Origin of the sequence: Pannonibacter phragmitetus (assembly GCF_050510895.1) — a bacterium.
GTDB classification, from domain to species: Bacteria; Pseudomonadota; Alphaproteobacteria; order Rhizobiales; family Stappiaceae; genus Pannonibacter; species Pannonibacter phragmitetus_B.
Map to the genome: position 1 here is coordinate 1,525,724 of NZ_JBNINT010000001.1, position 21,223 is coordinate 1,546,946.

At 62.0% G+C, this 21,223-nt stretch carries 15 protein-coding genes and 1 pseudogene; 10 read left to right on the forward strand and 6 right to left on the reverse strand.

Features of this window, described 5'->3' with window-relative positions; genetic code table 11:
- Nucleotides 1–356 precede the first annotated feature (356 nt).
- From ACQB61_RS07175 to ACQB61_RS07185, 3 genes are read left to right on the forward strand one after another with little or no spacing between them, the layout of a single operon-like run.
- A complete protein-coding gene (locus tag ACQB61_RS07175) occupies nt 357–1,910 on the forward strand; it encodes a DEAD/DEAH box helicase family protein (RefSeq protein ID WP_430512070.1) in 1,554 nt (517 codons plus the stop codon).
- Nucleotides 1,793–3,835, forward strand: a complete 2,043-nt coding sequence (locus tag ACQB61_RS07180) for a type I restriction-modification enzyme R subunit C-terminal domain-containing protein (protein ID WP_430512071.1) — start codon at nt 1,793–1,795, stop codon at nt 3,833–3,835. Before ACQB61_RS07175 ends, ACQB61_RS07180 begins: the two co-directional genes overlap by 118 nt.
- A gap of 54 nt (nt 3,836–3,889) precedes the next feature.
- Entirely contained in the window at nt 3,890–4,825 is a 936-nt protein-coding gene (locus ACQB61_RS07185) for a restriction endonuclease (RefSeq protein WP_430512072.1), read from the forward strand.
- A gap of 75 nt (nt 4,826–4,900) precedes the next feature.
- On the opposite strand, the gene ACQB61_RS07190 is transcribed toward ACQB61_RS07185, so the two are convergent.
- Complete coding sequence (locus ACQB61_RS07190; RefSeq protein WP_430512073.1) at nt 4,901–5,272, reverse strand: hypothetical protein; 372 nt, start codon at nt 5,270–5,272, stop codon at nt 4,901–4,903.
- A gap of 30 nt (nt 5,273–5,302) precedes the next feature.
- Entirely contained in the window at nt 5,303–7,951 is a 2,649-nt protein-coding gene (locus ACQB61_RS07195; protein ID WP_430512074.1) for an autotransporter outer membrane beta-barrel domain-containing protein, read from the reverse strand.
- Between the two features lie 526 nt (nt 7,952–8,477).
- On the opposite strand from ACQB61_RS07195, the gene ACQB61_RS07200 reads away from it, so the two are divergent.
- From ACQB61_RS07200 to ACQB61_RS07220, 5 genes are all read left to right on the forward strand, one after another.
- Nucleotides 8,478–9,431 (forward strand): AraC family transcriptional regulator, encoded by a 954-nt coding sequence (locus tag ACQB61_RS07200; RefSeq protein ID WP_430512075.1) that lies wholly within the window; start codon nt 8,478–8,480, stop codon nt 9,429–9,431.
- Nucleotides 9,432–9,596: 165 nt separating this feature from the next.
- A complete protein-coding gene (locus ACQB61_RS07205; protein WP_430512076.1) occupies nt 9,597–10,598 on the forward strand; it encodes a hypothetical protein in 1,002 nt (333 codons plus the stop codon).
- Nucleotides 10,595–11,686: a vWA domain-containing protein gene (locus ACQB61_RS07210; RefSeq protein ID WP_430512077.1), complete on the forward strand. Its 1,092-nt coding sequence runs from the start codon at nt 10,595–10,597 to the stop codon at nt 11,684–11,686. Before ACQB61_RS07205 ends, ACQB61_RS07210 begins: the two co-directional genes overlap by 4 nt.
- Nucleotides 11,687–11,847: 161 nt before the next feature.
- Nucleotides 11,848–13,572 carry a hypothetical protein gene (locus tag ACQB61_RS07215; RefSeq protein ID WP_430512078.1) on the forward strand — a complete coding sequence of 575 codons (1,725 nt, stop codon included), beginning with the start codon at nt 11,848–11,850 and terminating at the stop codon, nt 13,570–13,572.
- A gap of 3 nt (nt 13,573–13,575) precedes the next feature.
- Entirely contained in the window at nt 13,576–14,295 is a 720-nt protein-coding gene (locus ACQB61_RS07220) for a hypothetical protein (RefSeq protein WP_430512079.1), read from the forward strand.
- 173 nt (nt 14,296–14,468) lie between these two features.
- Here ACQB61_RS07220 and ACQB61_RS07225 read toward each other — a convergent pair whose 3' ends face one another.
- The 4 genes from ACQB61_RS07225 to ACQB61_RS07240 form a co-directional block, all read right to left on the reverse strand.
- Nucleotides 14,469–15,611: a diguanylate cyclase domain-containing protein gene (locus ACQB61_RS07225; protein ID WP_430512080.1), complete on the reverse strand. Its 1,143-nt coding sequence runs from the start codon at nt 15,609–15,611 to the stop codon at nt 14,469–14,471.
- A 396-nt stretch (nt 15,612–16,007) separates the two neighbouring features.
- A complete protein-coding gene (locus ACQB61_RS07230) occupies nt 16,008–16,388 on the reverse strand; it encodes a DUF6481 family protein (RefSeq protein ID WP_430512081.1) in 381 nt (126 codons plus the stop codon).
- Between the two features lie 100 nt (nt 16,389–16,488).
- Nucleotides 16,489–16,707 carry a hypothetical protein gene (locus tag ACQB61_RS07235; RefSeq protein WP_430512082.1) on the reverse strand — a complete coding sequence of 73 codons (219 nt, stop codon included), beginning with the start codon at nt 16,705–16,707 and terminating at the stop codon, nt 16,489–16,491.
- A gap of 132 nt (nt 16,708–16,839) precedes the next feature.
- Nucleotides 16,840–17,049 carry a cold-shock protein gene (locus tag ACQB61_RS07240; protein ID WP_334251520.1) on the reverse strand — a complete coding sequence of 70 codons (210 nt, stop codon included), beginning with the start codon at nt 17,047–17,049 and terminating at the stop codon, nt 16,840–16,842.
- Between the two features lie 471 nt (nt 17,050–17,520).
- Here ACQB61_RS07240 and ACQB61_RS07245 point away from each other — a divergent pair.
- Together ACQB61_RS07245 and ACQB61_RS07250 are read left to right on the forward strand one after the other, a co-directional pair.
- A pseudogene (locus ACQB61_RS07245) lies at nt 17,521–19,405 on the forward strand (sigma-54-dependent Fis family transcriptional regulator).
- A 626-nt stretch (nt 19,406–20,031) separates the two neighbouring features.
- Nucleotides 20,032–21,105, forward strand: coding sequence for a 2,3-butanediol dehydrogenase (locus tag ACQB61_RS07250; protein ID WP_430512083.1), 1,074 nt, complete (start codon nt 20,032–20,034; stop codon nt 21,103–21,105).
- Nucleotides 21,106–21,223: the final 118 nt, after the last annotated feature.

The following is a 21,223-nucleotide window of genomic DNA, read 5'->3' on the forward strand; positions in this document are numbered from 1 at the left end:
GGCACAGAGCCGGGGACGGTTTCGAGGCCGCAGGCCTGCCGGAGCCTGAGCAGGGGCCTGTTCCCCGATCCGCCCCGTATCCTCTTCTGCCTCGCGTGATACTAATGCCCAATGAGCCTGACTTCTCGAGCATTGGTCAAGCCTGTGCGGCGCTTGAGCAATTTCAAGGCGTGATGCGTCAGCATCGGATGCCTTGCGTGAGACGCATTTCAGCGCCATGACCTTTTCCGTCAGCGAACTTTGGAAAAACTGGCCGTTTTGCCGTTGTCTCACAAGGGGATAGGCAAATTCAGGTTGCAAATCTGGCGGGATCTGGCGACTGTATCCGCCCGGTTGCATCAGTTGAAGACGGCCCCATGTCCAACTTCGCCTTTCTCTCTGCCGAGTTTCCCGAAATCTTCGAGAATGCGAAGAAGGCGGAAGACTATGCGCAGAGTGATCCGCGCGCGGCGGCCTTTTATGCCCGGCGCACGGTGGAACTGGCGGTGCAATGGGCCTACCGCAATGACAGCGGCCTGAGCCTTCCCTATGACAGCCGCATTTCCGCGCTGATCCATGAGCCGGACTTTCAGAGGCGGGCGGGGCCTGCCGTGTTTGCCAAGGCGAAGCTGATCATCCGCATTGGCAATCTGGCGGTGCATGAAACCCGCGAGACCTCGGCCAAGGACGCGGGCGATGCGGTGCGGGAGCTGTTCCATCTGTGCTTCTGGCTGGCCCGCACCTATGGCAGGGTGCCGCCGCCGGACGGGCTCGCCTTTGATGCAGGGCAGCTTCAGCGCAAGGATGATCTTGTCCGGCGCGCCTTTGCCGAACTGACACGCCTGCAGGCGCAGATGGAGGAGAAGGACGCCGCCTTCGCCGAACTGATGCGCAGCAAGGGCGATCTGGACGCCGAATTGCAGGCCGCACGAGCCGAGCGGGACCGCATCCGCCGCGCAAACGAACAGCGGCCCGATACGCACGACTATTCCGAGGCCCAGACACGCGATGCCTTCATCGACCTCTATCTGCGGGAGGCCGGCTGGCCGCTGACAGAGGCCCGCGACCGGGAATTTCCCGTTTCCGGCATGCCGAACATGCAAGGGCAGGGCTTTTGCGACTATGTGCTGTGGGGCGATGATGGCAAGCCGCTGGCCGTGGTGGAGGCCAAGCGCACCCGCCGCAGCCCGATGGAGGGCCAGCAGCAGGCCAAGCTCTATGCCGATTGCCTGGAGCGCCAGTTCGGCCAGCGCCCTGTGATCTTCTGCTCCAACGGCTACGAGCACTGGCTCTGGGATGATCTGGCCTATCCGCCGCGTCAGGTTTCCGGCTTCTACAAGAAGGACGAGCTGCAGCTCCTGATCCAGCGGCGGGACAGCCGCAAGCCGATGGCCGGCATCGCCGTGAACCGCAAGATCGCCGACCGCTACTATCAGGAACGGGCGATTGCGCGGGTGAAGGACGCCTTCGAGGGGCGGGGACAGCGCAAGGCCCTGCTCGTCATGGCCACCGGCTCCGGCAAGACGCGCACGGTGATTGCGCTGGTGGACATGCTGATGCGGGCAGGCTGGGTGAAGCGTGTCCTGTTTCTCGCCGACCGCGTGGCACTGGTGAACCAGGCGGTGAAAGCCTTCAAGACACATCTCCCGGACAGCTCGCCCGTCAATCTGGTGACGGAGAAGACCGCCGAGGGGCGGGTCTTCCTGTCCACCTATCCCACCATGATGAACCTGATCGATGAGCGCACCGGTGGCAAGACGGGGGCAAGACGGGCGGCAAGGCTGCCGGGGAAGCTGCGGCGGGCGGGGGCGGCGTGCTGCGTTTTGGCCCCGGTCATTTCGATCTCATCGTCATCGATGAGGCGCACCGCTCCGTCTATCAGCGCTATGGCGCGATCTTCCGGTATTTCGACAGTCTTCTGGTCGGCCTGACGGCAACCCCGCGCGAGGAGATCGACCGCAACACCTACGGTCTTTTCGATCTGGAGGAGGGCGTGCCGACGGATGCCTATCCGCTGGATCAGGCGATTGCCGATGAATGGCTGGTGCCGCCGCTCGCCGTGTCCGTCCCCTTGCGCTTCCTGCGCGAGGGCATCCGCTATGACGATCTGCCGGATGCAGAAAAAGAGCAGTGGGACATGCTGGAATGGGACGAGGAGGATGGTGATCCGCCCGGCAGCGTGGAGGCCGAGGCCGTCAACAAGTGGCTGTTCAATGCCGATACGGTGGATAAGGTGCTCGCCCATGTCATGACCAATGGCCTGAAGGTGGCTGGTGGCGACAGGCTGGGCAAGACCATCATCTTTGCCAAGAACCAGGATCATGCCAAATTCATCGAGAAGCGGTTCAACCTCGCCTATCCGCATCTGGCCGGGCATTTCGCCCGCATCATCACCTTCCAGACCGATTATGCGCAGACGTTGATCGACGACTTCTCGGACAAGGACAAGGCCCCGCACATTGCCATCTCGGTGGACATGCTGGACACAGGCATTGATGTGCCGGAAGTGGTCAATCTGGTTCTGTTCAAGCTGATCCGCTCGAGAACCAAGTTCTGGCAGATCATCGGGCGCGGCACGCGCCTATGCAAGGATCTGTTTGGCCCCGGTCAGGACAAGGAATTCTTCCGGGTGTTTGATTATTGCCAGAACCTGGAGTTCTTCCGGCAGAACATGAAGCCCGACGAAACGTCCTTGCCGAAATCGCTCAGTGAGCGCCTGTTCGCGGCGCGGCTGGACCTCATTCTCGCGCTGGATGGCAAGGCAGCTGCAGAGGATGCTAGCGGGATGCAGGAGCCATCGGCACCCTATGATGCGGGTCCTGCTGCGCCTCCGCCGCTGGAGTCCGTGCGGCAGACGGCTCTCGAATTCCTTAAGGACTATGTGGGCAGCATGAACCTCGACAACTTCATCGTGCGCGGGCAGCGCAGGCTGGTTGAGAAGTATCAGGCGCCAGAGGCGTGGCAGCACCTGACGGCGGATGTGCGGGATGAACTCCTCACCCGTGTCGCGCCCTTGCCGCACGGGCTGAAAAGCGAAGCAGAGGAGGCCAAGCGTTTCGATCTGCTGATGTTCAATCTGCAGATCGCGCTGCTGACCGCCTCCCGCCGCTTTGACATGTACAAGAGGCAGCTGGTGGATATCGCGTCTGCCCTTGAGGAGCAGACAACGATCCCGGCGATTGCCGCCCAGCACGCGCTGCTGCTCGACATTCTCTCCGACATCTGGTGGGAAGGCATCACCGTGCCGCTGCTGGAACTAGTCCGGCTCAGGTTGCGCGGGCTAGTGCACCAGATCGAGAAGTATAAGCGGAATAGCCTCTACACCGACTTTGCCGATGAGCTTGGCGTGGCCGTCGAGTTTGATCTGCCGCAGGTTGGAGAGGTTGACTTTGCCCGCTTCAGAAAAAAGGCACGGCATTTCCTGCGGGCGCATGAGGATCACATCACGATCGCCAAACTCCGCCATGGCAAGCCGCTGACCGGCTCAGACATCGAGGAGCTTCAAGGGATGCTAGTGGAGGCCGGGGTGGGCCAGCAGGAGCATTTCGACAAGGCGGCTGAACTCGCACATGGTTTCGGCGCGTTCATCCGCTCGCTTGTCGGGCTGGAGCGTGGCGCCGTCGCGGAAGCCTTTAGCGAATTCCTGGCTGATGGGGCCGCCACGGCGCAGCAGATTGAATTCATCGATATGGTCATCGGTCATCTGACGGAAAAGGGCTCAATGGATCCGGGGCTCCTTTACGAAAGTCCTTTCATCGATGTCGCTCCGGAAGGTCCGCAGCAGGTGTTCGACTTCGCACGGACCAGGCGGCTGATTGAGGTGATCAATGGTCTGAACGAGAGTGTTGCCGGATAGCTGCCCTCTCATTCCTTCTGACCGGAAGTTTATTAAGCCCCAGATGAGGCATTCATGATCCCCGATTACCAGACCCTCATGCTGCCCGTCCTGCGTCTTGCTGCCGAAGGTGAAACGCGGGTGGGGGATGTGGTGGAGCGTGTTGCTGATGAGTTTGGCCTCTCTGCGCAGGAGCGGGAGGAGATGCTGCCGAGCGGGCGTCAGCGGGTGCTGCACAACCGCATTCACTGGGCGAAGTTCTATATGAGCAAGGCCGGCCTGATCGCCTCGCCGGGCCGGGGGCGCTTTGTGGCCTCGGACAAGGGCAGGGCGCTGCTGGCCGGCGCTCCGCAGCAGATCACCGTGGCGATGCTGATGCAGGAGCCGGAATTCCGCGCCTTTTATGAGAGCGGGCGCGGCAGCACCAGCGGGGAAGAAGCGGCGGGCACGCCGGGGGCGGTGGCTGTTGAGGCCGCCGCTTCGCCAGCCACACCGGAAGAGCAGATCGACGCGGCCCATGCGGCCATGATGGCAGAGCTGCGGGATGAGTTGCTGCAGCGCATCCTCGCCAACAGCCCGGCCTTTTTCGAACAGCTCATCGTCGATCTGCTGGTGGCCATGGGCTATGGCGGCAGCCACAAGGATGCCGCCGCCCAGCTTGGCCGCTCCGGCGATGGCGGCGTGGACGGTGTGGTCAACGAGGACCGGCTCGGTCTTGACCGCATCTATGTGCAGGCCAAGCGCTACGCCCCCGGCAATCCTGTTGGCCGCCCGGATGTGAATGGTTTCGTCGGCAGTCTCGTTGGCCTTGGCGCCACCAAGGGCGTGTTCGTCACCACCTCCAGCTTCAGCCAGCCCGCACGCGACTACGTGCGCCATCTAGCCCAGCGAGTGATCCTCATCGACGGGCAGGAGCTGGCCGATCTGATGATCGAGCATGGTGTTGGCGTCAGAGACTACCGCAAGGTCGAGTTCAAGCGGCTGGATGAGGATTTCTTCGGGGAGGAATGAGACCGGGCTCCGGTGAGCCTGACATGCTGACGGGAGGCCTTTTTGTGGTGGAAGTGTAGTCCCGCTCCCACAGCCTCACGGCACAAACAGGATCCGCTTCAGGGCGCTGTCTTCGGGGAAGAGGTGTGCTGGGAGGTCGAGGGGCTGGCGGAAGAGGCGGCCGTCGACTTCGATGGCGCTGACGAAGGAGATGGAGCAGGAGAGGCCGAAGCCGTGGACGGCTTTCCAGAGCTTTGCTGCCTCCATGTCATTGCGCTTCATGGCCATGCGCCGTTCCCGGTGGCACAGGTCCACGAAGGCCTGACAGTTCACATCGCCGCCCCACCTTTGACGCAAGCGGCAATAGAGCTCCCATACCGGTCCTGTGGTCACCAGCACTGCATCAAAATGCAGGCCGGCAAGGAACAGGTCTCCGCCGTCCTCGAACTCCGGGATCTTCAAGTCCATCACTTGGCTCTGCTCTTCGCAGCCCGCACCTCAGAACCTGTATTGCAGGCTGAGGCGGCCTGCGTGGGTTTGGGTGGTGGCGCCCAGTTCGCTCTGGTAGGCGAGGGTGAGGCCGAGGGCCTGATCGTTCTTCAGTGACAGCCCCGCCTCGAACAGCGCCGCGTCCCGGTCCAGCGGCGTGCCGGAGATGGTGAAGGCACTTCCGCTATTGGCAAAGCGCAATGTGGACGAGGGAGTGACATCGCCGAATGCGTGGCGCCAGGCGAGCGAGCCGCTGAGCGAGGTGGTGAAGCCGCCGATCTGGCCGATGGCCGCTTCACCGCGCAGGCCCAGCGTGGTTACGCCCAGAACATCATTGCTGCTGCGGCTGTTAAGCGCTGCGGGGCCGCCGGTCTCGGTGAAGCCGTCCGTGTGCTGGTTAATGACGGCAATGCCGGCGAAGGGCTCCACGGTGGCCGGGGTCAGATGCAGGGCATAGCCGATCTCGGCAAAGGCCTGAGCGGTTGAAGCGCTGTAGGCAGCTGCCAGACGGTCGGCAAAGCCGGTGAAGGCCACATCGCGGCGCGTGTCCAGATTGTGCCAGGCATAGCTTGCGCCCAGACGCAAACCGATGGCATCCATCTGCGTGCCCGCATAAATGCCGGCCTGATAGGTGTCGGCCGAGCCGCTGGAGCGGTTTGCAGAGGAGCTGAACTGGTTTCTGGAGTAGCCGGCCATCAGGCCTGTGCGCCAGCCGGGAATGATTTCCGCATCAACGCCGGTGAGGAAGCCGCCGCCATAGCTTTCGGCAGCTGCCGTGCTTGCAGTGGCATCTGTCCTGCCCCAGCCGCCGGTCGCCTGGCTCCAGACCTGGGCGCCGATCTGCTTTGCCAGCGGCACACCGCCCTTGCCGTTGAACGCCGTCGAGACCTGAGTGCCCGTAGACCCGCCAACTCCGCCAGTGGCGGTGAGGATCCGCTGGGTCATGCTGCTGCGGCTGGCGCTGCTGCCGGACATGATCGTGCGCTGCACCGTCGCATGGGCCTCACCGGACAGCATCTGGAAGGCCTGCTCCGTCTCGCCCTCGCGCATCGACAGAACGGCATCATGCAGTGCCCCCGAGCCGGTTGCGTCAATTGTGCCCGCCACGGATTTTCCGTTTGGCCTTGAGGCTTTGGAGGCGAAGGATAGCAAGGCACCGTCCGGCGTGGTGGCGCGGTTGAGGGTGAGCGTCACAAAGTGAGTGTCAAGCCCGGCTGTGTATGCCACCGAGGCATCCAGAAAGGCGAGGTTGTCAGTCACCGTGCTGAAGCGGCCTTCAAGGCCGTCAATCGACGTCAAGACCGGATAGCTGGTTGAAGGCTTGTAGGCAGCTTCGTCTGCGGCAACGACAGAAAGTGTTGCCCCGCCGCTTATGGAAACCTTGCCGGTCGATACAACTGCAGTTGCGAAGCCGGAGCCGTTGACGCCCACCTGAAAGGTGGAGCCGGGTTCGAAGCGGATGCCGTTTGTCACAAGACCGTTGCTGGCGTTGCCGGGTGCCAGCAAGGCACCGGCAGCGAGCGTCACAGCACCGATACGGCCATTGCCGCCAAGCGTGGCGCCGGAGAGCACCTGAAAATTATTAGTGTGAGTGCCGTTTACGGTGAAAACGGTGCCACTGTTGAGGCTGATCTTCCCGGTATAGGCGGAGGTCAGGTTAAGGGCACCGGTCTTGTAGACTTCTGCCGTGCCGGTGAAGGCCGAGTAGTCGCCGGTGAGCGTGGTGGTGCCAGAGTAAAACGCCAGAGTGCCGGATCCGCTGACCTTGGGAGCAAACACGTAATCCGTGTCCGTGTGGTTGAAGACCACAGCGCCTGTGCCGGACCCGAAGGCGGCCTCTGCTGCCTGAACGGTGCCTGCTGCCTGCGCCGCCTGACCTGCCGCCGCACCAATGGTCAGCGTGCCTGTGCTGCCAGAGGCAAGGGCGATGTTGATCGTGCCGTTTCCACCAGCTGCTGAAACACCGCCGCCATTTGAAATGGTGAGCGTGCCGGTTGAATTCACCACTCCCAAATAGCCTGCTGGGACCAGGTCGCGCCCGACATAGATTGCATTGGCTTGCAGCACTGAGCCCTTGCCCGTGACAGCTACAGTGCCTGCGCTTGGTTCGAGGCCAAAATCGTAGGTATTATCGCCATCCAGACTGATCGACCCCTGTTCGTGCCCGATGAAGAGGCTGTCGTATACCGTGACCTGACCGCCATCCTTGATGTTCAGAGCGCCGCGCCCATAGTTTCCAACGACAAGATCGTTGGCTTCCAGCTTGGAGCCGGTGCCGGTGACGTTGATAGATGGCGTGACAACTGAATTGCTGGTGACAAATACTTGGTCGCTGAAAAGCTGTCCACCTGCCGATATGGTCAAAGTGGCTTCATTATTAATGATGGAAAGCTCTCCGCGGGAAGGACTGCAGGCCGTGCCGGTGTTGTCGCCAATGATTGCTTCGTTTTGCTCTACGAACATGGGCAGGTTGTCCGTCGGAGTGCCGGGAAATTCCGAAGGGAAACGCGGGCAGTTCAGTGCCAGTGCCACACCGGGGCAGAGGCAGAGCATGACCGTAGAAAGAAGCGCGGCGCGGGAGGCCGGCTTGAAGGCGCGATGCGCCTGGTGGAGGCTGCGTGTCGCGTGGTGAATTGCAAAATTCCAGGAATGCTGCATCGCCCCCTCCGGCATCGGTTCACTGTCCTTGCGCTGCAGGCTTGATGGGGCCGAAGGGCCGCCTCTGAGCTGGACAAATGCATGATCGCCTGCGGGCACTGGCGGCCTCACGGTTCACCCGTGCCCATTGGCTACGAACGTTCAAACATATTTCGGTCGGTTTCTCCGCGTCCGGGCCGGGAAGCGGAAAAAGAAAATCATATTCACGCTACACCGGAAGGAACGGCAATGGGGGCGTCCAAGGCAAATCCGTGCTGTGCAGGCACGAGTTATCCACGTGTGATGCCAGTGACGCTGGCATGGAGATGGTGTCCGATCATTATCCTGGGGTCAGGGCTTTGATCATGGCATCCGGCAGGAGCATCGAAGTTGCAGGCCTGCGGGTCTGCGGGGGCGTGGCAGGCCGTCTTTCGCAAGGGGGACGGTTTCCCTAACGTGACTTTCGTCACAGGCCGCGCACTCCGGCATTTGCTATAGTCCTTTCGAAGGGAAAGCCGGGCTGGTGTTTCTGAATGGAGGGGGCTGCATGACGATCCTGTCGATACGGTCGAAAGATTTCAGCCGCGCTAGGCGTGTGGAAGAGTTCCGCAACGTGGTCGCGAGTATGACCAAGGTGGACTTCATCCCCGATGACCGGCAGGACTTTCACTCAGAAACCTCCATTGCCGTGATGCCGGGGCTTATTGTCGGTCATGGGCGGCATTCCGCTTCGACTGCGGTACGCAGCCAGAGCCACGCGGCTGATTGCAGTGATGACGTGATGTTCCACATCCCGCTGGCTGGCGGCGGAACGATCCTGCAGTCCGGTGGCCACGAGGAGGTACTGCGTCCGGGCCTTGTCTATGCCGATCCGGGTGATGTGCCTGGCACCCTTCGCTTCGGCGGGGAGCATATGGAGGGCATCTATGTGTCCATTCCCCGCGCTCAACTGGGGCCTGTGGCGGCAGGGCTGGATGCGGTGTTGCGCCGGACGGCACCGCTGACGCCGCAATGGCGGCTGTTTCTGGGCTATGCCCGCATGCTGCATCAAGAACTTCCTGCCCTTGCGGCGGAAGAGGCTGCGCAATGCGTAGCGCATGTGCAGGATCTGGCACTGATGGCCCTTGGTGCCACAAGGGAAGCGGCAGAGGCTGCCGCTGGACGCGGGCTCAGGGCAGCCCGGCTGAAGCAGGTGAAAGCAGAGATTGAGCGCAGCCTCGTCACCCCCGGCCTGAGTGCGGACAGGGTTGCGGCACAACTTGGTCTTTCCCCGCGATATGTGCGGGCCCTGTTTGAGCGCGAAGGCACGTCCTTTCGGGACTATGTCGCTGCCCGGCGTCTCGCCTTGGCCCATCGCATGCTGCGGGATCCGGCTTTTCAGCATCTCAACATTGCGCAGATTGCCATGGACGCCGGATTTGGCGACCTGTCCTGGTTCAATGCCCGCTTCCGCCAGACCTATGGCATGACCCCAAGGGACGTCCGGGCGCACCGGTTCTAAGGTCAGATTGGGGGGAACGGACCAGATTTGTGCCGCAGTCCCCGCAAACGAGTGCCGGGGGCCCCAAGACGGTTCCGGCCTCTCATCCTAGTCTTTTTTCACGATGCAGCTGCCTGCCTCCTTGCCGGCGGGCAGGGTCTGCATGGTCATTCGAGGATATTCTGGATGTGGGATTTCAGCCTGACAGGTGCTCTGGCACTCATGGCGCGCACGGCGCCCTTTCTTCTTTTCCGCATGGCCGTCTATTTCGGCATGGCCTGTGCCTATGTCATTGCAACGGGCACGGGCGCAGCCATCGGCTATGGCGTCGGCCAGCTGGGCGATGAGGGTTTTCTGGCCTCCAGCACGGCGCTGGGAGGCATCACCGGCTTCGGCCTTGTGGCAGCAGTGCTCTATCTGCTGCGCGAATATGTGCTCTACATCGTCAAGGCCGGGCATATTGCTGTCCTGATAGAGCTGCTGGATGGCCGCGTCCTGCCGGAAGGGGAAGGGCAGGTGGCTTATGGCAGCCGCATGGTGCGTGAGCGCTTTGCGCAGGCAAGCCTGCTTTTCGGCATCGACCAGCTGGTCAAGGGTGTGATTTCCGCCATTGCCGGACTGATTGAAGGCATTGCCTCGTTTCTGCCTGTGCCCGGTCTTCAAGCAGCCGCAGGGCTGCTGCGCAACTTTCTGAACGTGGCCGTTGGCTTCACGGACGAGGTTGTCCTTGCCCATGCAATGCGCACCCGCGCTGTCAATCCCTGGGCTTCGGCGGAAGAAGCGCTGGTGCTCTATGGGCAGAACTACAAGACCATGTTCCGGAATGCTGCCTGGCTGGCGGTGATGATCTACGGCCTGTCTTTCGTAGTGTTTCTGCTGGCGCTCGCCCCGGCGGCCGCGCTTGTCTACCTGATGCCCGGTGCGCTCAGCGCGGGTGGCCTGGTCTTTGCCATTCTCTTTGCCTGGGCCTTCAAGGCGGCGTTGCTGGAGCCGCTGGCCATCACCTGCATGATGCAGGTCTTTTTCAGGACAACCGAGGGGCAGGTGCCGGATCCGGCCTGGCGTGCCCGGCTGCAGGATCTATCGGGCAAGTTCAGGGAAATTGGCGGCAAGGCACGCGACTGGGCGTCAGCACGCGCCGGCGCCTCCCGGTCCACCACCGCATCCGCATTAGGAGATTTCCGGTGATCAAGAGCATCCAACTCAAAACGGCAACCCTGCTCGCGGCATCTGCGTTCTGCCTGCCTCTGCCCGCTGTGGCGCAAGAGGCCCCGCGCACTATCATCGTCATGGATGGTTCGGGTTCCATGTGGGGCCAGATCGACGGGCGTGCCAAGCTGGAGATCGCCCGTGAGGCTGTTGCCAAGGTTGTGCAAGGCATCCCCGCGCAGCAGGAACTGGGGCTGCTTGCCTATGGCCACCGGTCTAAGGGCAATTGCGGCGATATCGAGCTTCTGGTCCCGCCCGGGCAGAGCACGGGCGCGGCAGTCGTGAATGCCGTGAACTCCATGCGTTTCCTTGGCAAAACGCCTCTTTCGGCCGCCGTCCGGCAGGCGGCAGAGGCGCTGCGCTATGGAGAAGAAAGCGCTACCGTTGTTCTCGTCACCGACGGGCTTGAAACCTGTGAGGCCGACCCTTGTGCACTGGCATCTGAACTGGAGGCGGCCGGCGTCAACTTCACCGCGCATGTGGTTGGGTTCGGCCTGACGAAGGAGGAGGGGGCGCAGGTGGCGTGCCTCGCTGAAAACACTGGCGGGCGCTACATCGAGGCCGACAATGCAGGCGAGCTGACCGAGGCATTGAGTGAGGCGATTGCCATGGCGCCGCCGCGGAACACAACTCACTATCCCGGCCGCCCGCTGATGCCAGGAATTCAGATCCAGCCGACAGGCCAGTCGATCGGACCTGAGGCCACAATGCCTGAACAGCCAGACTTTCCCCGTGATGGAACGTCCGAAGATTGCCGTGCTCTGGCAGAAGCGGACGCGGCGGTTGCTGCCTGGCTCTTCGAGCCGCCCGGCAGCTATTTCGTCGAAGAACCACGCTGCCGCCTCTTCAGTTACTCGGCTGAGATGGATTGGGCCGTTTATCCGCCGGAAGACGGCTGGGTCTCCGGCTTCAAACCGGATGCCATCCTTTTTGTACGGCCGCTTGAAGAGCCAGCATTTCAGCCGGGCAAGGCTGGCATGATCAACCGGGGCCCCTATGCCGTCGGCGTTGCACAGATTGAACTGGGTGTCCTGGCCGAGGGAACGGAGACGGGGGCGCAGCCTTAGCCCTGCGTCTCTATCCGGCTGGGAATGCGGCCGAAGGGTCTGCGATTACCTACAGCACGGTTGAGGGAACCGAAGGAGCCAAGGACGCGGCAATCGAGCTTGCCGCACCCGGTGAATATCTACTGCGGCTGGAAACCTGGGGCGGTGACGTTCTCGACGAAATGGAGATCGTTGCCGAGCCTGATCCCGCCGTCACCCTCACGGCTCCGGCAGTGGCCGAACCGGGTAGTCCCATCGCCATCGAGACGACCGGCAGCCAGTTGCGCAGTGATGGCATTGAGATCTGGCAGGGGGAACAGCAGATCGACTGGGGCCGGACGCTCAGCGAGCTTGCCGCAGGTGAGCCTCTGAATGCGCCTTCCGAACCGGGGACTTATGACCTTGTCTACAAGGGCTATGATGCATCCGGCGAGCGCGAAGAAAAGGCGCGCCTCTCCATTGAAGTCGGCTCCTCAAACGCTACGGACGGCGCAGGCGCGGCGCGGCAGAAGAAGGCCGATGCTGGCGCTGGTCAAACCCCGGCTCCTGCTTCCGGCGCAAATGGGGATACAGCCTATTCCTGCGATGGCCCGGCGCCATGCTCCATCACTGACGGCAGAACGGGCCTGTCCTTCATGCTGCCTGCCGGCTGGTGGACGGACCGGCCCGAGACGGAGGGATACACGGCAGGTGCTCAGGCATCGGGTGAGACCTTACCACCTCGCGTCAACTTCTTCCGCCATGGCACTGACGATACTCTGGTTCTTGGCCCGCGCCAGTGGGTCGCCATGAACGGGCCTTGCGAGGAGGTGGGCACCCTTGGCCAGTTCTGCATGTTTGAAAGCGCCGACCCGCAGGTGCTTGCCTCCTATCAACTCGTCAAGGCGACATTGAAATGGGAGCAGCCTCAGGCGGCAAAAAAGGCGCAAGCTGATCAACTAGATCTTGCGGCAAGCGTCCAGCAGGGTCTTACCGGTCAGGACGCCCAGACCAAGGCTATTATGGGCGCGCTTCTGGGGGCGGCGCAGAATGCCGGGCCGACTGGCGAAATTGACCAGAAAGCCATTATGGGAGCGCTTCTTGGCGCCGCGCAGGCAACAGCACAGGATGCGGCTCCGGCGGCGGGCGGTTGCGGTGATGGTCAAGGCCATGGTCCGGACAATTGCAAGAATGGCGAGGAGGCGGGCAAGGCCTGGACGGGCTATCCTCATCGCTGCCTGCCCGGCGACAAGACCACTGACAACTGCGACATGCGCGATGCGGCCACCAATCTTGCCTTTTATCTGCCGGAAGGCTGGGTGGCCGACGTTACCCCGGCGATGCCTTTTCCACGTGTTGAATTTGCAGAAAACGCTGGTTCCGCCCATTCGATCTGGCTCAATCCCGCTGACTGGCCGTTGGGCGAGCGAGGATGCGAAATCACCCGTGTCGGGCGGTTGTGCACAGACCCGGACCGGGGAGACGAAAAGCTTGCCAGGGTTTTCCGTACCCTGCAATTCACCTTGACGACCGGGCAGGTTCTGCGCCGCTGCGGGGATGAGCCTTGTGAATTCGGCTCCAAAGGCTCGCCGATTTCGGGTCATTTGCCGGCGCGCTGGTCGGTAGAGCTCGGTGAAACCCTTCCGGATGGCCGTGTACGTACCTGGTTCTGGGACCTGGACCGGCGCGGCAACTTCAAGCTGATGGGTCTCAATCAGCCGGGAGGCAAGAACTGCCAGCAACTCCAGCCCGGCGATGAGATCTGCGAGTTCACCTCCAGCATTCCGCAGGAGGAGAGCAGTCTAATCATCAACATGATTGCTCCGCCAGCACCTCAGGATCGCAAACCCGCCTTGCAGGCAACTGCGCCAAAGACGCTTGCCCCTGGCGAGATGAAGGCTCTGCGGGACCTGATTGGGAGAAATTGAACCATGCGACTGCTGATAACTGCCATCGCCACGTTACTGGGATCTTCCGCTATGGCCTGCGAGCCGCCTGTCATCACCATTGATGAAAAAGGAAACGCAAGGTGGAGCGATGTCGGGCCGGAAACAAGAGGTGCGATGGAAAACTACGCGGGGCCGGCGTCTTCGGCACAGGATGTTCTGGTAATCGACGAACGCGCATCGAAGGCGCAGTGGATCGGCCCCGGCCATACTCCGGACGAAATTGCAGTCGTCTATGGCATCAACAGCTATGTCTACACCGGCTCCGAACGGTGCGCACCGCCCGGCATGCCGCGCAGCCTTGATGATATCCCTGATGATCCGCCGCCGGAGGACCTGACGCCCGGAAAGCCCATCCCAGATCTCTTTCCCGGTGAACCTGCTGCAGGTATCCAACCGCGATCGGGCCTCTGGCAGGCCCGCCTCGGCACGCCGCACTTCGAAGGCTGCCCGCAGATGATGCAGCAATACGGCCCCATGGGAACCGGGCTGAAGCCCGAAATGTTGGCGCCGCGCCCGTTGACTTACAAGGTGCCGTTCCACCCCGGCCAGCTTGAGATGACCAAAAGGCTTGCCGCCGAGGGGCTGAGCACCATCACGTGGCGCCGTGCCGGGCCTGACTCTGGGAAGCGGAAGTGTTTCCCGAACTTTCCAAGACGGCGGCGGTTGACGGCATCGGACTTTGGAAGATGTTCTGGAAACTGACGGTGAAGAGCAAAACCGAAATTGAGCATGTCGTCACACAGCATATGCGCTTTCCGCCTGGGGCAGCTGCCATGTTGGGTGGCTCCTTCGATTGCCGCGTGATCAGCGTCAACTCATGGGTGCGTGTGGGAAACTGAAGAGTTTCGGCCCGGATATGGAAGATGGCGGTTGGGCTAACCTGCCGCCAGCTTGACCCTGTTTCGCCCGGCATTCTTGGCCCGGTAAAGCGCCTGATCGGCGATGCGGCAGGCTTCCGCAAGGCTGGTCTGTGAGGTCATCGGAGCGACGCCAAAGCTGGCCGTCACTTTGAGGTCATGCGGCAGGTCCGGCAGAGACATGACCTCCAGCCTCAAGCGCTGCGCGATCTGCACTGCGGCATCAATGTCTGTTCCAGGCAGGAACAGGGCAAATTCCTCTCCGCCCATACGTCCCGCCACAGCTTTTTCGGTTTGGCAGGAGCGCAGCCGCTGCCCAAACCCCCGGATCACGGCATCACCGGTATGATGGCCGAAGGTGTCGTTGATCTGCTTGAAATGGTCCAGGTCACACAGGATGACAGCGTGGGGGCCTAGGGGATATTCGTGGAGCAGCGCATCGACCCGGCGGTCAAATCCGCGCCGGTTCGCAAGGCCTGACAGAATGTCGAGCTCAGACTCCGTCCGCTGCAGAGCCATGATCTCCAGAACAAGTTTTGCAAGCAGCGTCAAACCGGCGACCACCATCAGGACAGCCGTCAGGCTTTGCGAAATGAGCGCATAGTTCGTGTGAACATAGTCCTGTGCGGTCTTGCCGGCGCCAACGGCGACAGCTACCCCCGCTTTTGCCAGAAAGTGCAGCCCGGTGAAAAGCAGCAGAATCCCGAGAAACCGGTCTAGCCCCGTCCGTTGCGGCGCTGACATCACGATATGAGCTCCCGCCAGAACCGCCATGGCAAATGGGCCCTGGTAGAGGAACGCATGCAAGGGCGTGCCTCGGGGCAGGTCATAGATCACATAGGCCATGAACAGGGCCGCTGACAGGAAGATGGCAATGCCTCTGGCATCGACCCGGCGGCGGTACATTTCGCCGATCCCGACCGTCATCATGACCAGTCCGCACAGAACGGAAGCAAAGGCCCCCAAAGCCCACAACCGTGGTGGCCCCGCATAGGCGACCAGCAGTTCGCACAGAGCTGAAAGTGAGGCCACAGCGAAACCGGCACCCAGCCATCTGCCTGCCAACGGGGACAGGCTGCGCTGTGCGACAACGAAGAATACGGCGCTGAACGACAAGGCCACGGCAAAGTTCACCATCAGAAAGAATGCTGCGCCGTTCATCGTTCTGCCGCTCTGACGTGACTGTGGCCGTGTGCGTTTTGCCAGCTCTGGATAATGCGTAAGTGTGAAGGCTTTCCTGATTGTCTGGCGCCGGTCTTTCTATGTGCAGATCCATTGCCAGATCACCTTGGCGCCTGGCTGCGGGTCGTTCTGCTTGTTCTTGCGTGTCACACCGAGGAGGCTGTCCGCGTGGAAGGGGAGGTATTGCGCTGGAAGTGAAGCCGCTGACATTCAGCCTTGGAGCGCTCACCACCGCCACCCGTGTCAGATCCAGCGCCTGTTGCCTGGACCGGGACGCAGAACGCCCTCATCTTGCCGTGCAAGCGCGATAAGGCGCTTGCCAATCCAAGCCAGCACTCGAGGCAGATGGTTCATTCCGCCGTCTCGTGATGCCGTTCAGGCCTGGCGGGCTTTCCGGTTGGCATAGCGCCGGTCACGTTCGGCCTTGCGGGCGGCTTCGTCTTCGAGGACGCGAGCGGCGCGGTTCCTGTCGGCCAGTTCGCGTGCGTCGGTTTCGGCTCTGGCTGCAGCCTCCGCTTCGGCGGCTTTTTGGGCTGCTTCGGTTGCTGCCCGGTTCTGCTCGTCCAGCTTGGCCTGCGTGCGTTCAGACCGGCGTGCCTCACGGGCTTCAGCAATTCTGATCCGCTCGGCCTGTTTTGCGTCACGTTCCGGTCCAGCTGCTTCTCTTGCGGCGTTGAAAGCCTGCACAAGGGCTGCCTTCGCGTCGGAAGCTGTGCTGCGGCGGCCGGAATGGCCGTTGTTCGTCATGTCTCTCAAATCTTCACTCCGTCTGGCGGTTTCGCCATTTCTGTTTATGCAGGGCCTGCTCGCGCAGAGGCTAGTGCCGCTGGCGCAACGGGCCTGTCACAAGATCCTGTTATCTGGTCCGCTTTGCGGGAGATTTGGCTGTGGCTGCGAGGGTATCCCTCAGTTCCTTGGCCAGCCGTGCTTCCCGCAGTCTCATGGTCTTTTCGTCGCGGGCAGCGGTGATCGCATCCAGTTCTTCGTAGGCACGTGTGCGGGCAAAAAACTGCGATTGCTCACGGCTAAAGGCGGTTTCCGCTTGCTGGCGGGGCTTGCTGTGCTTGTCGGACATGGAGTTCTTTCTGGAAATTGCCCGCTACTGTGGGCAACAAAAAGGCCAGGCAAACTGCCTGACCTTGTTTGGTCTCATGCTTTCGGCAATGCCAGTACATCCGTGGTCAAGGGAAAGCAGTTCCCGGATCTATCAGGCGGCCTGCAGATTGCAGGCGGACATCTTGCCCGACTTGTTGTCGCGCTCCATGTCGTAGGACACCTTCTGGCCTTCCACGATTTCGCGCATGCCGGACCGTTCGACGGCCGAGATGTGGACGAAGGCGTCCGGCCCGCCGTTATCAGGCTCGATGAAGCCGAAACCCTTGGTGGAATTGAACCATTTTACTGTGCCAGTGGTCATGATGAACCCTTTCATAGCATAGAGAAAAGCCGCAAGCCCGGAGGCATGCTGGCGGTGATAACGATGCTTTAGAGGGAGTGTTCGTTCTGCGCGACGTCGATCGCGTGATAACCAAAGCTCAGCAAAAAAGAAATCGATGAATAATATGTACTTTGCCCCGCTGTTATTGTCAATTTTTATTTTCAGAAAACATGAGTGTTGGCAAAAATACGCCGGATTTCAGCCGGAAAAACAGTGATAAATCTTTTTACTTTTTGAGGCTCATCACAGTGTTCGAGTGCTGCAAAAGCGCCTTGCCTTCGTGGGCTGGGTCCCGGTTCCTTATCCGTAGAGCCAAATCGTGTTGCCTTTCAGCTGGACCCTGTCCTGTCGGGCCGGAGGGCGAGGCTGCGAGGAATAGGCAGTTCAGACAATCCCGGCTATGATCGCGCCAAAGATCACGGGAGGCGGTCCGGAAGGGCCGGTGATTTGATGGGCTTTTCCGATCACGTCAAGGAAATCGAGCGCGTCGGGCAGGGCAGCAACACGGGCCGGGATGCGGTGGTCGTCGAGTCCTGGCGGCGCTGCCTGGAGACCTACCAGCTTGATCCAGCCAAGGCGCGGGAGGCGGTGATCGTATCGGAGACGCGGCTGCGCGAACACCGGCAGCAAGCGGAGGATCTGGTACATATCGCAAGATCCGGACTGGAGCGGCTCTACAGGCAGGTGGCGGAACAGAACTATGTCCTGCTTCTTTCCGACCGGCAGGGCGTCACCGTCGAGTTTCTGGGCGATCCGTCCTTCAACAACAATCTGCGCAAGGCGGGGCTTTATCTGGGGTCCGAATGGTCAGAGCCGCGCGCAGGCACTTGTGCGGTGGGGGCCTGCATTACCACTGGCGAGCCGCTGACGATCCACCAGACCGACCATTTCGATATCACCCACACGCCGCTCTCTTGCACCGCCGCGCCGATCTATGACACGCAGGGCGCGCTTGCAGCTGTTCTCGACATTTCGCTCTTGAGCTCGCCAATCCTCAAGGCCAGTCAGAACATGGCGCGGCATCTGGTCTCGTCCACGGTCCGGCGAATTGAGCTTGCCAACCTGATGGCGAGCAGCCGCCATGATCTGGTGTTGCGTTTTGCCGGAGCGCCGGAGTTTCTCGATGTGGATCCGGAAGCGGCGATTGCCGTTGACGGGGCAGGGCGCATCACCGGCATGACACATGGCGGCGCAAAGCTTCTATCTGCCTCGCGTGGTCTCGACTGGCGCAGGCCCGAACTGTTGCTAGGGCAACTGGTCACAGACTTCTTTGAAGCAGAGTTTGGCGAGCTCGCTTCGCTGACCCGGGCCAGCCTGCCGCAGGACAGAAGGATTGCCCTGCGCGGCGGAGCGTTCCTTTATGCCCATGCCATTGAGCCGCAACAGCGCATTGCAGGCCAGCCTGCCGCCCGCCTGCCGCGTGCCTTGCCTGCGCTCAGCCGGCTGGGCGGTGCCTGTCCGGTAATAGATAACTTGCGGCACAAGGTCACGAAGCTGGCGCCCGCGCGCCTTCCTGTACTGCTGCAGGGGCAGACGGGCACCGGCAAGGAGCATCTGGCTCGCATCATCCACGAAGTCAGCGGCGTTGCCGGCCGGTTCGTTGCCGTCAACTGCGCCGCCATTCCCGAACAGCTGATCGAGAGCGAGCTGTTCGGCTATGCGCCGGGCGCCTTCACCGGGGCGCTGGCGAAGGGACGCAAAGGGCTGGTGGAAGAGGCCAAGGCAGGTACGCTGTTCCTGGATGAAATCGGCGACATGCCCTATGCTGCGCAGAGCCGCCTGCTCAGGGTGCTGGCGGAAGGCGAAGTGCTGCCGGTGGGGGCTCCGTCCCGCGCAAGGTCAGTTTCCGCGTCATCTCCGCCTCTCACCGGCCACTGGCTAGCCTTGTTGCCGCAGGCCGTTTCCGCGAGGATCTCTATTACCGGCTGAATGCTGCCGTTCTGTCGCTGCCTCCGTTGGCTGAGCGGGACGACTTTCCCTGGCTGCTTGCCCGTCTCCTCGAAAAGCACGCCGCCGGGGGCGCCCCTTGCGGCTTTCGCCGGAGGCCAGAGCACTGGTGCTTGCCCACTCCTGGCCGGGCAATGTCCGTGAGCTGGACAATGCTATCGCCTTTGCCGCAGCCCTTTGCGAGGACGGCGTGATCGGTGTTGACGATCTGCCAGAGCAACTGAGCCTTTCCCCGGACGGCGCAGCAGAGGGCAATGATGGGGACGAACTGCGTGCCATGCTCTCCGCCTGCAAGGGCAACGTATCAGAGGCTGCACGGCGGCTCGGCATCGACCGCACCACACTGCACCGCAGGATGAAACGGCTGGGTGTGGGCAGGCCGCATTAAGAGGGTTCGGAGCCTGTGATGGGGCGATTGTGGCGTAGCCTGAGCTGCGCCACTCGCGGGGCGCCGTCCCGGATGCAGCGGAGCGGAGATCCGGGACCTACTCGTTTGCAGAGCGGTTAGACTGACGTGCGGCGTAAAGGCTTGCTCGGGCCGGGAGCCTGCTGCAAGACTGTGGAAACAAGCGTCTCTCTGCAAGTGAGTAGGCCCCGGCTCGCGCTGCGCTTGGCCGGGGTGACGCAGTGCCTGTTACCGGGGGCAGTGTTTGGCGGCGGGGTTGGCTTCAAAGGCCAGACCAGCGGCATTGCTTGAGCCGCGCCACACACCCGGCGTCGTCCCGGACGCAGCGGAGCGGAGATCCGGGACCCACTCGCTTGCAGAGCGTTGAGACTGACGCGGGGTGCGGAAGCTTGCTCGGGGTATCACGAATGCCGGTCCGTTTGCTTCTCAGCGCCTTGTGAGCAGCCGCCGCACTGCGGCCTGCGCCACACCTGTTGCACCACACCTGCGGCGCTTGCCGCTGCTAGAGGCTCCGAAAGCCCCGTCTTTTCAGTGCATGTTTCCCCCGTCTGCGCTGGCACGGCCGTTGCAATTCCTCCTGGCATCAAGAAGCAGCCAATGGAGGAAACATGCGCGCGCTCAGATTTCATGCAGCCAAGGACTTGCGGCTTGAGGATATTCCCGAGCCGAAAAAGCCGGGACCGGGGCAGGTGCTTGTCCGCAACCGGTTCGTCGGCATTTGCGGCACCGATCTGCACGAATACAGCTACGGCCCGATCTTCATTCCCACCGATCCGCATCCCTTCACCGGAGCCCATGGTCCGCAGGTTCTCGGCCATGAATTCGGCGGCGTTGTCGAAGCCGTCGGGGAAGGCGTCAGCACCGTCGCGCCTGGTGACCGGGTGTCGATCCAGCCGCTCGTGATGCCCCGATCGGGCGATTACTTTGCCGACCGCGGGCTGTTTCACCTCAGCCCGCAGCTCGCCCTTGTTGGCCTCAGCTGGGATGGCGGCGGCATGGCCGAGGCCGCGCTCGTCAACGAGTACAACGTCCAGAAAATCCCCGACGAGATGACGGATGAGGAGGCCGCGCTCGTCGAACCCACGGCCGTTGCCGTCTATGCCTGCGACAGGGGCGGGGTGACTGCGGGCAACAGCGTTCTTGTGACGGGCGCAGGCCCGATCGGCATGCTGACACTGCTTGCCGCCCGCGCTGCCGGTGCCACGCAGCTCTTCGTCTCCGATCTCAACGATGCGAGGCTGGAACTGGCCAAGGGCGTGCTGCCCGGCGTCATCACCATCAACCCCAAGCGTGACAAGGTGGGCGATGTGGTCCGCTCTCTGACCGAGGGGCAGGTGGGCTGTGATGTGGCCATTGAATGCGTCGGCAATGAGCATGCGCTGAAGGCCTGTGCCGATGCGGTGCGCAAGCAGGGCGTCGTCGTGCAGACCGGCCTGCATCCGCATGACAACCCGCTTGACTGGTTCCAGGTCACCTTCCGTGATCTGGAAATCAAGGGCTCCTGGGCCTACCCGACCCACTATTGGCCGCGCGTCATCCGTCTGATTGCGTCAGGCCTGCTGCCAGCCACGAAGATCGTCACCAAGCGCATCACGCTCGATACGGCTGTGAAGGAAGGTTTCGACGCGCTGCTCGATCCGGCCGGTACCCAGCTGAAGATCCTGATCGACCTGTCGAAATAATGATCACCGGCCTGCGCCTTTCCGGGAGAGGAGCCCGGCTGGCGCAGGCGGGTTCATTCCCGGTGTGCCCCCGCAATGGGGGCATGCCACCTTGCAAACCCCAAGCACTCATGGAGGA

Coding starts and splice junctions, on each gene's coding strand:
- ACQB61_RS07190 (WP_430512073.1), bottom strand. CDS start 5,272: ATGGACTTGAAGATCCCGGAGTTCGAGGACGGCGGAGACCTGTTCCTT.
- ACQB61_RS07205 (WP_430512076.1), top strand. CDS start 9,597: ATGTGGGATTTCAGCCTGACAGGTGCTCTGGCACTCATGGCGCGCACG.
- ACQB61_RS07250 (WP_430512083.1), top strand. CDS start 20,032: ATGCGCGCGCTCAGATTTCATGCAGCCAAGGACTTGCGGCTTGAGGAT.
- ACQB61_RS07195 (WP_430512074.1), bottom strand. CDS start 7,951: ATGCAGCATTCCTGGAATTTTGCAATTCACCACGCGACACGCAGCCTC.
- ACQB61_RS07240 (WP_334251520.1), bottom strand. CDS start 17,049: ATGACCACTGGCACAGTAAAATGGTTCAATTCCACCAAGGGTTTCGGC.
- ACQB61_RS07175 (WP_430512070.1), top strand. CDS start 357: ATGTCCAACTTCGCCTTTCTCTCTGCCGAGTTTCCCGAAATCTTCGAG.
- ACQB61_RS07185 (WP_430512072.1), top strand. CDS start 3,890: ATGATCCCCGATTACCAGACCCTCATGCTGCCCGTCCTGCGTCTTGCT.
- ACQB61_RS07220 (WP_430512079.1), top strand. CDS start 13,576: ATGCGACTGCTGATAACTGCCATCGCCACGTTACTGGGATCTTCCGCT.
- ACQB61_RS07235 (WP_430512082.1), bottom strand. CDS start 16,707: ATGTCCGACAAGCACAGCAAGCCCCGCCAGCAAGCGGAAACCGCCTTT.
- ACQB61_RS07225 (WP_430512080.1), bottom strand. CDS start 15,611: ATGAACGGCGCAGCATTCTTTCTGATGGTGAACTTTGCCGTGGCCTTG.
- ACQB61_RS07215 (WP_430512078.1), top strand. CDS start 11,848: ATGGAGATCGTTGCCGAGCCTGATCCCGCCGTCACCCTCACGGCTCCG.
- ACQB61_RS07200 (WP_430512075.1), top strand. CDS start 8,478: ATGACGATCCTGTCGATACGGTCGAAAGATTTCAGCCGCGCTAGGCGT.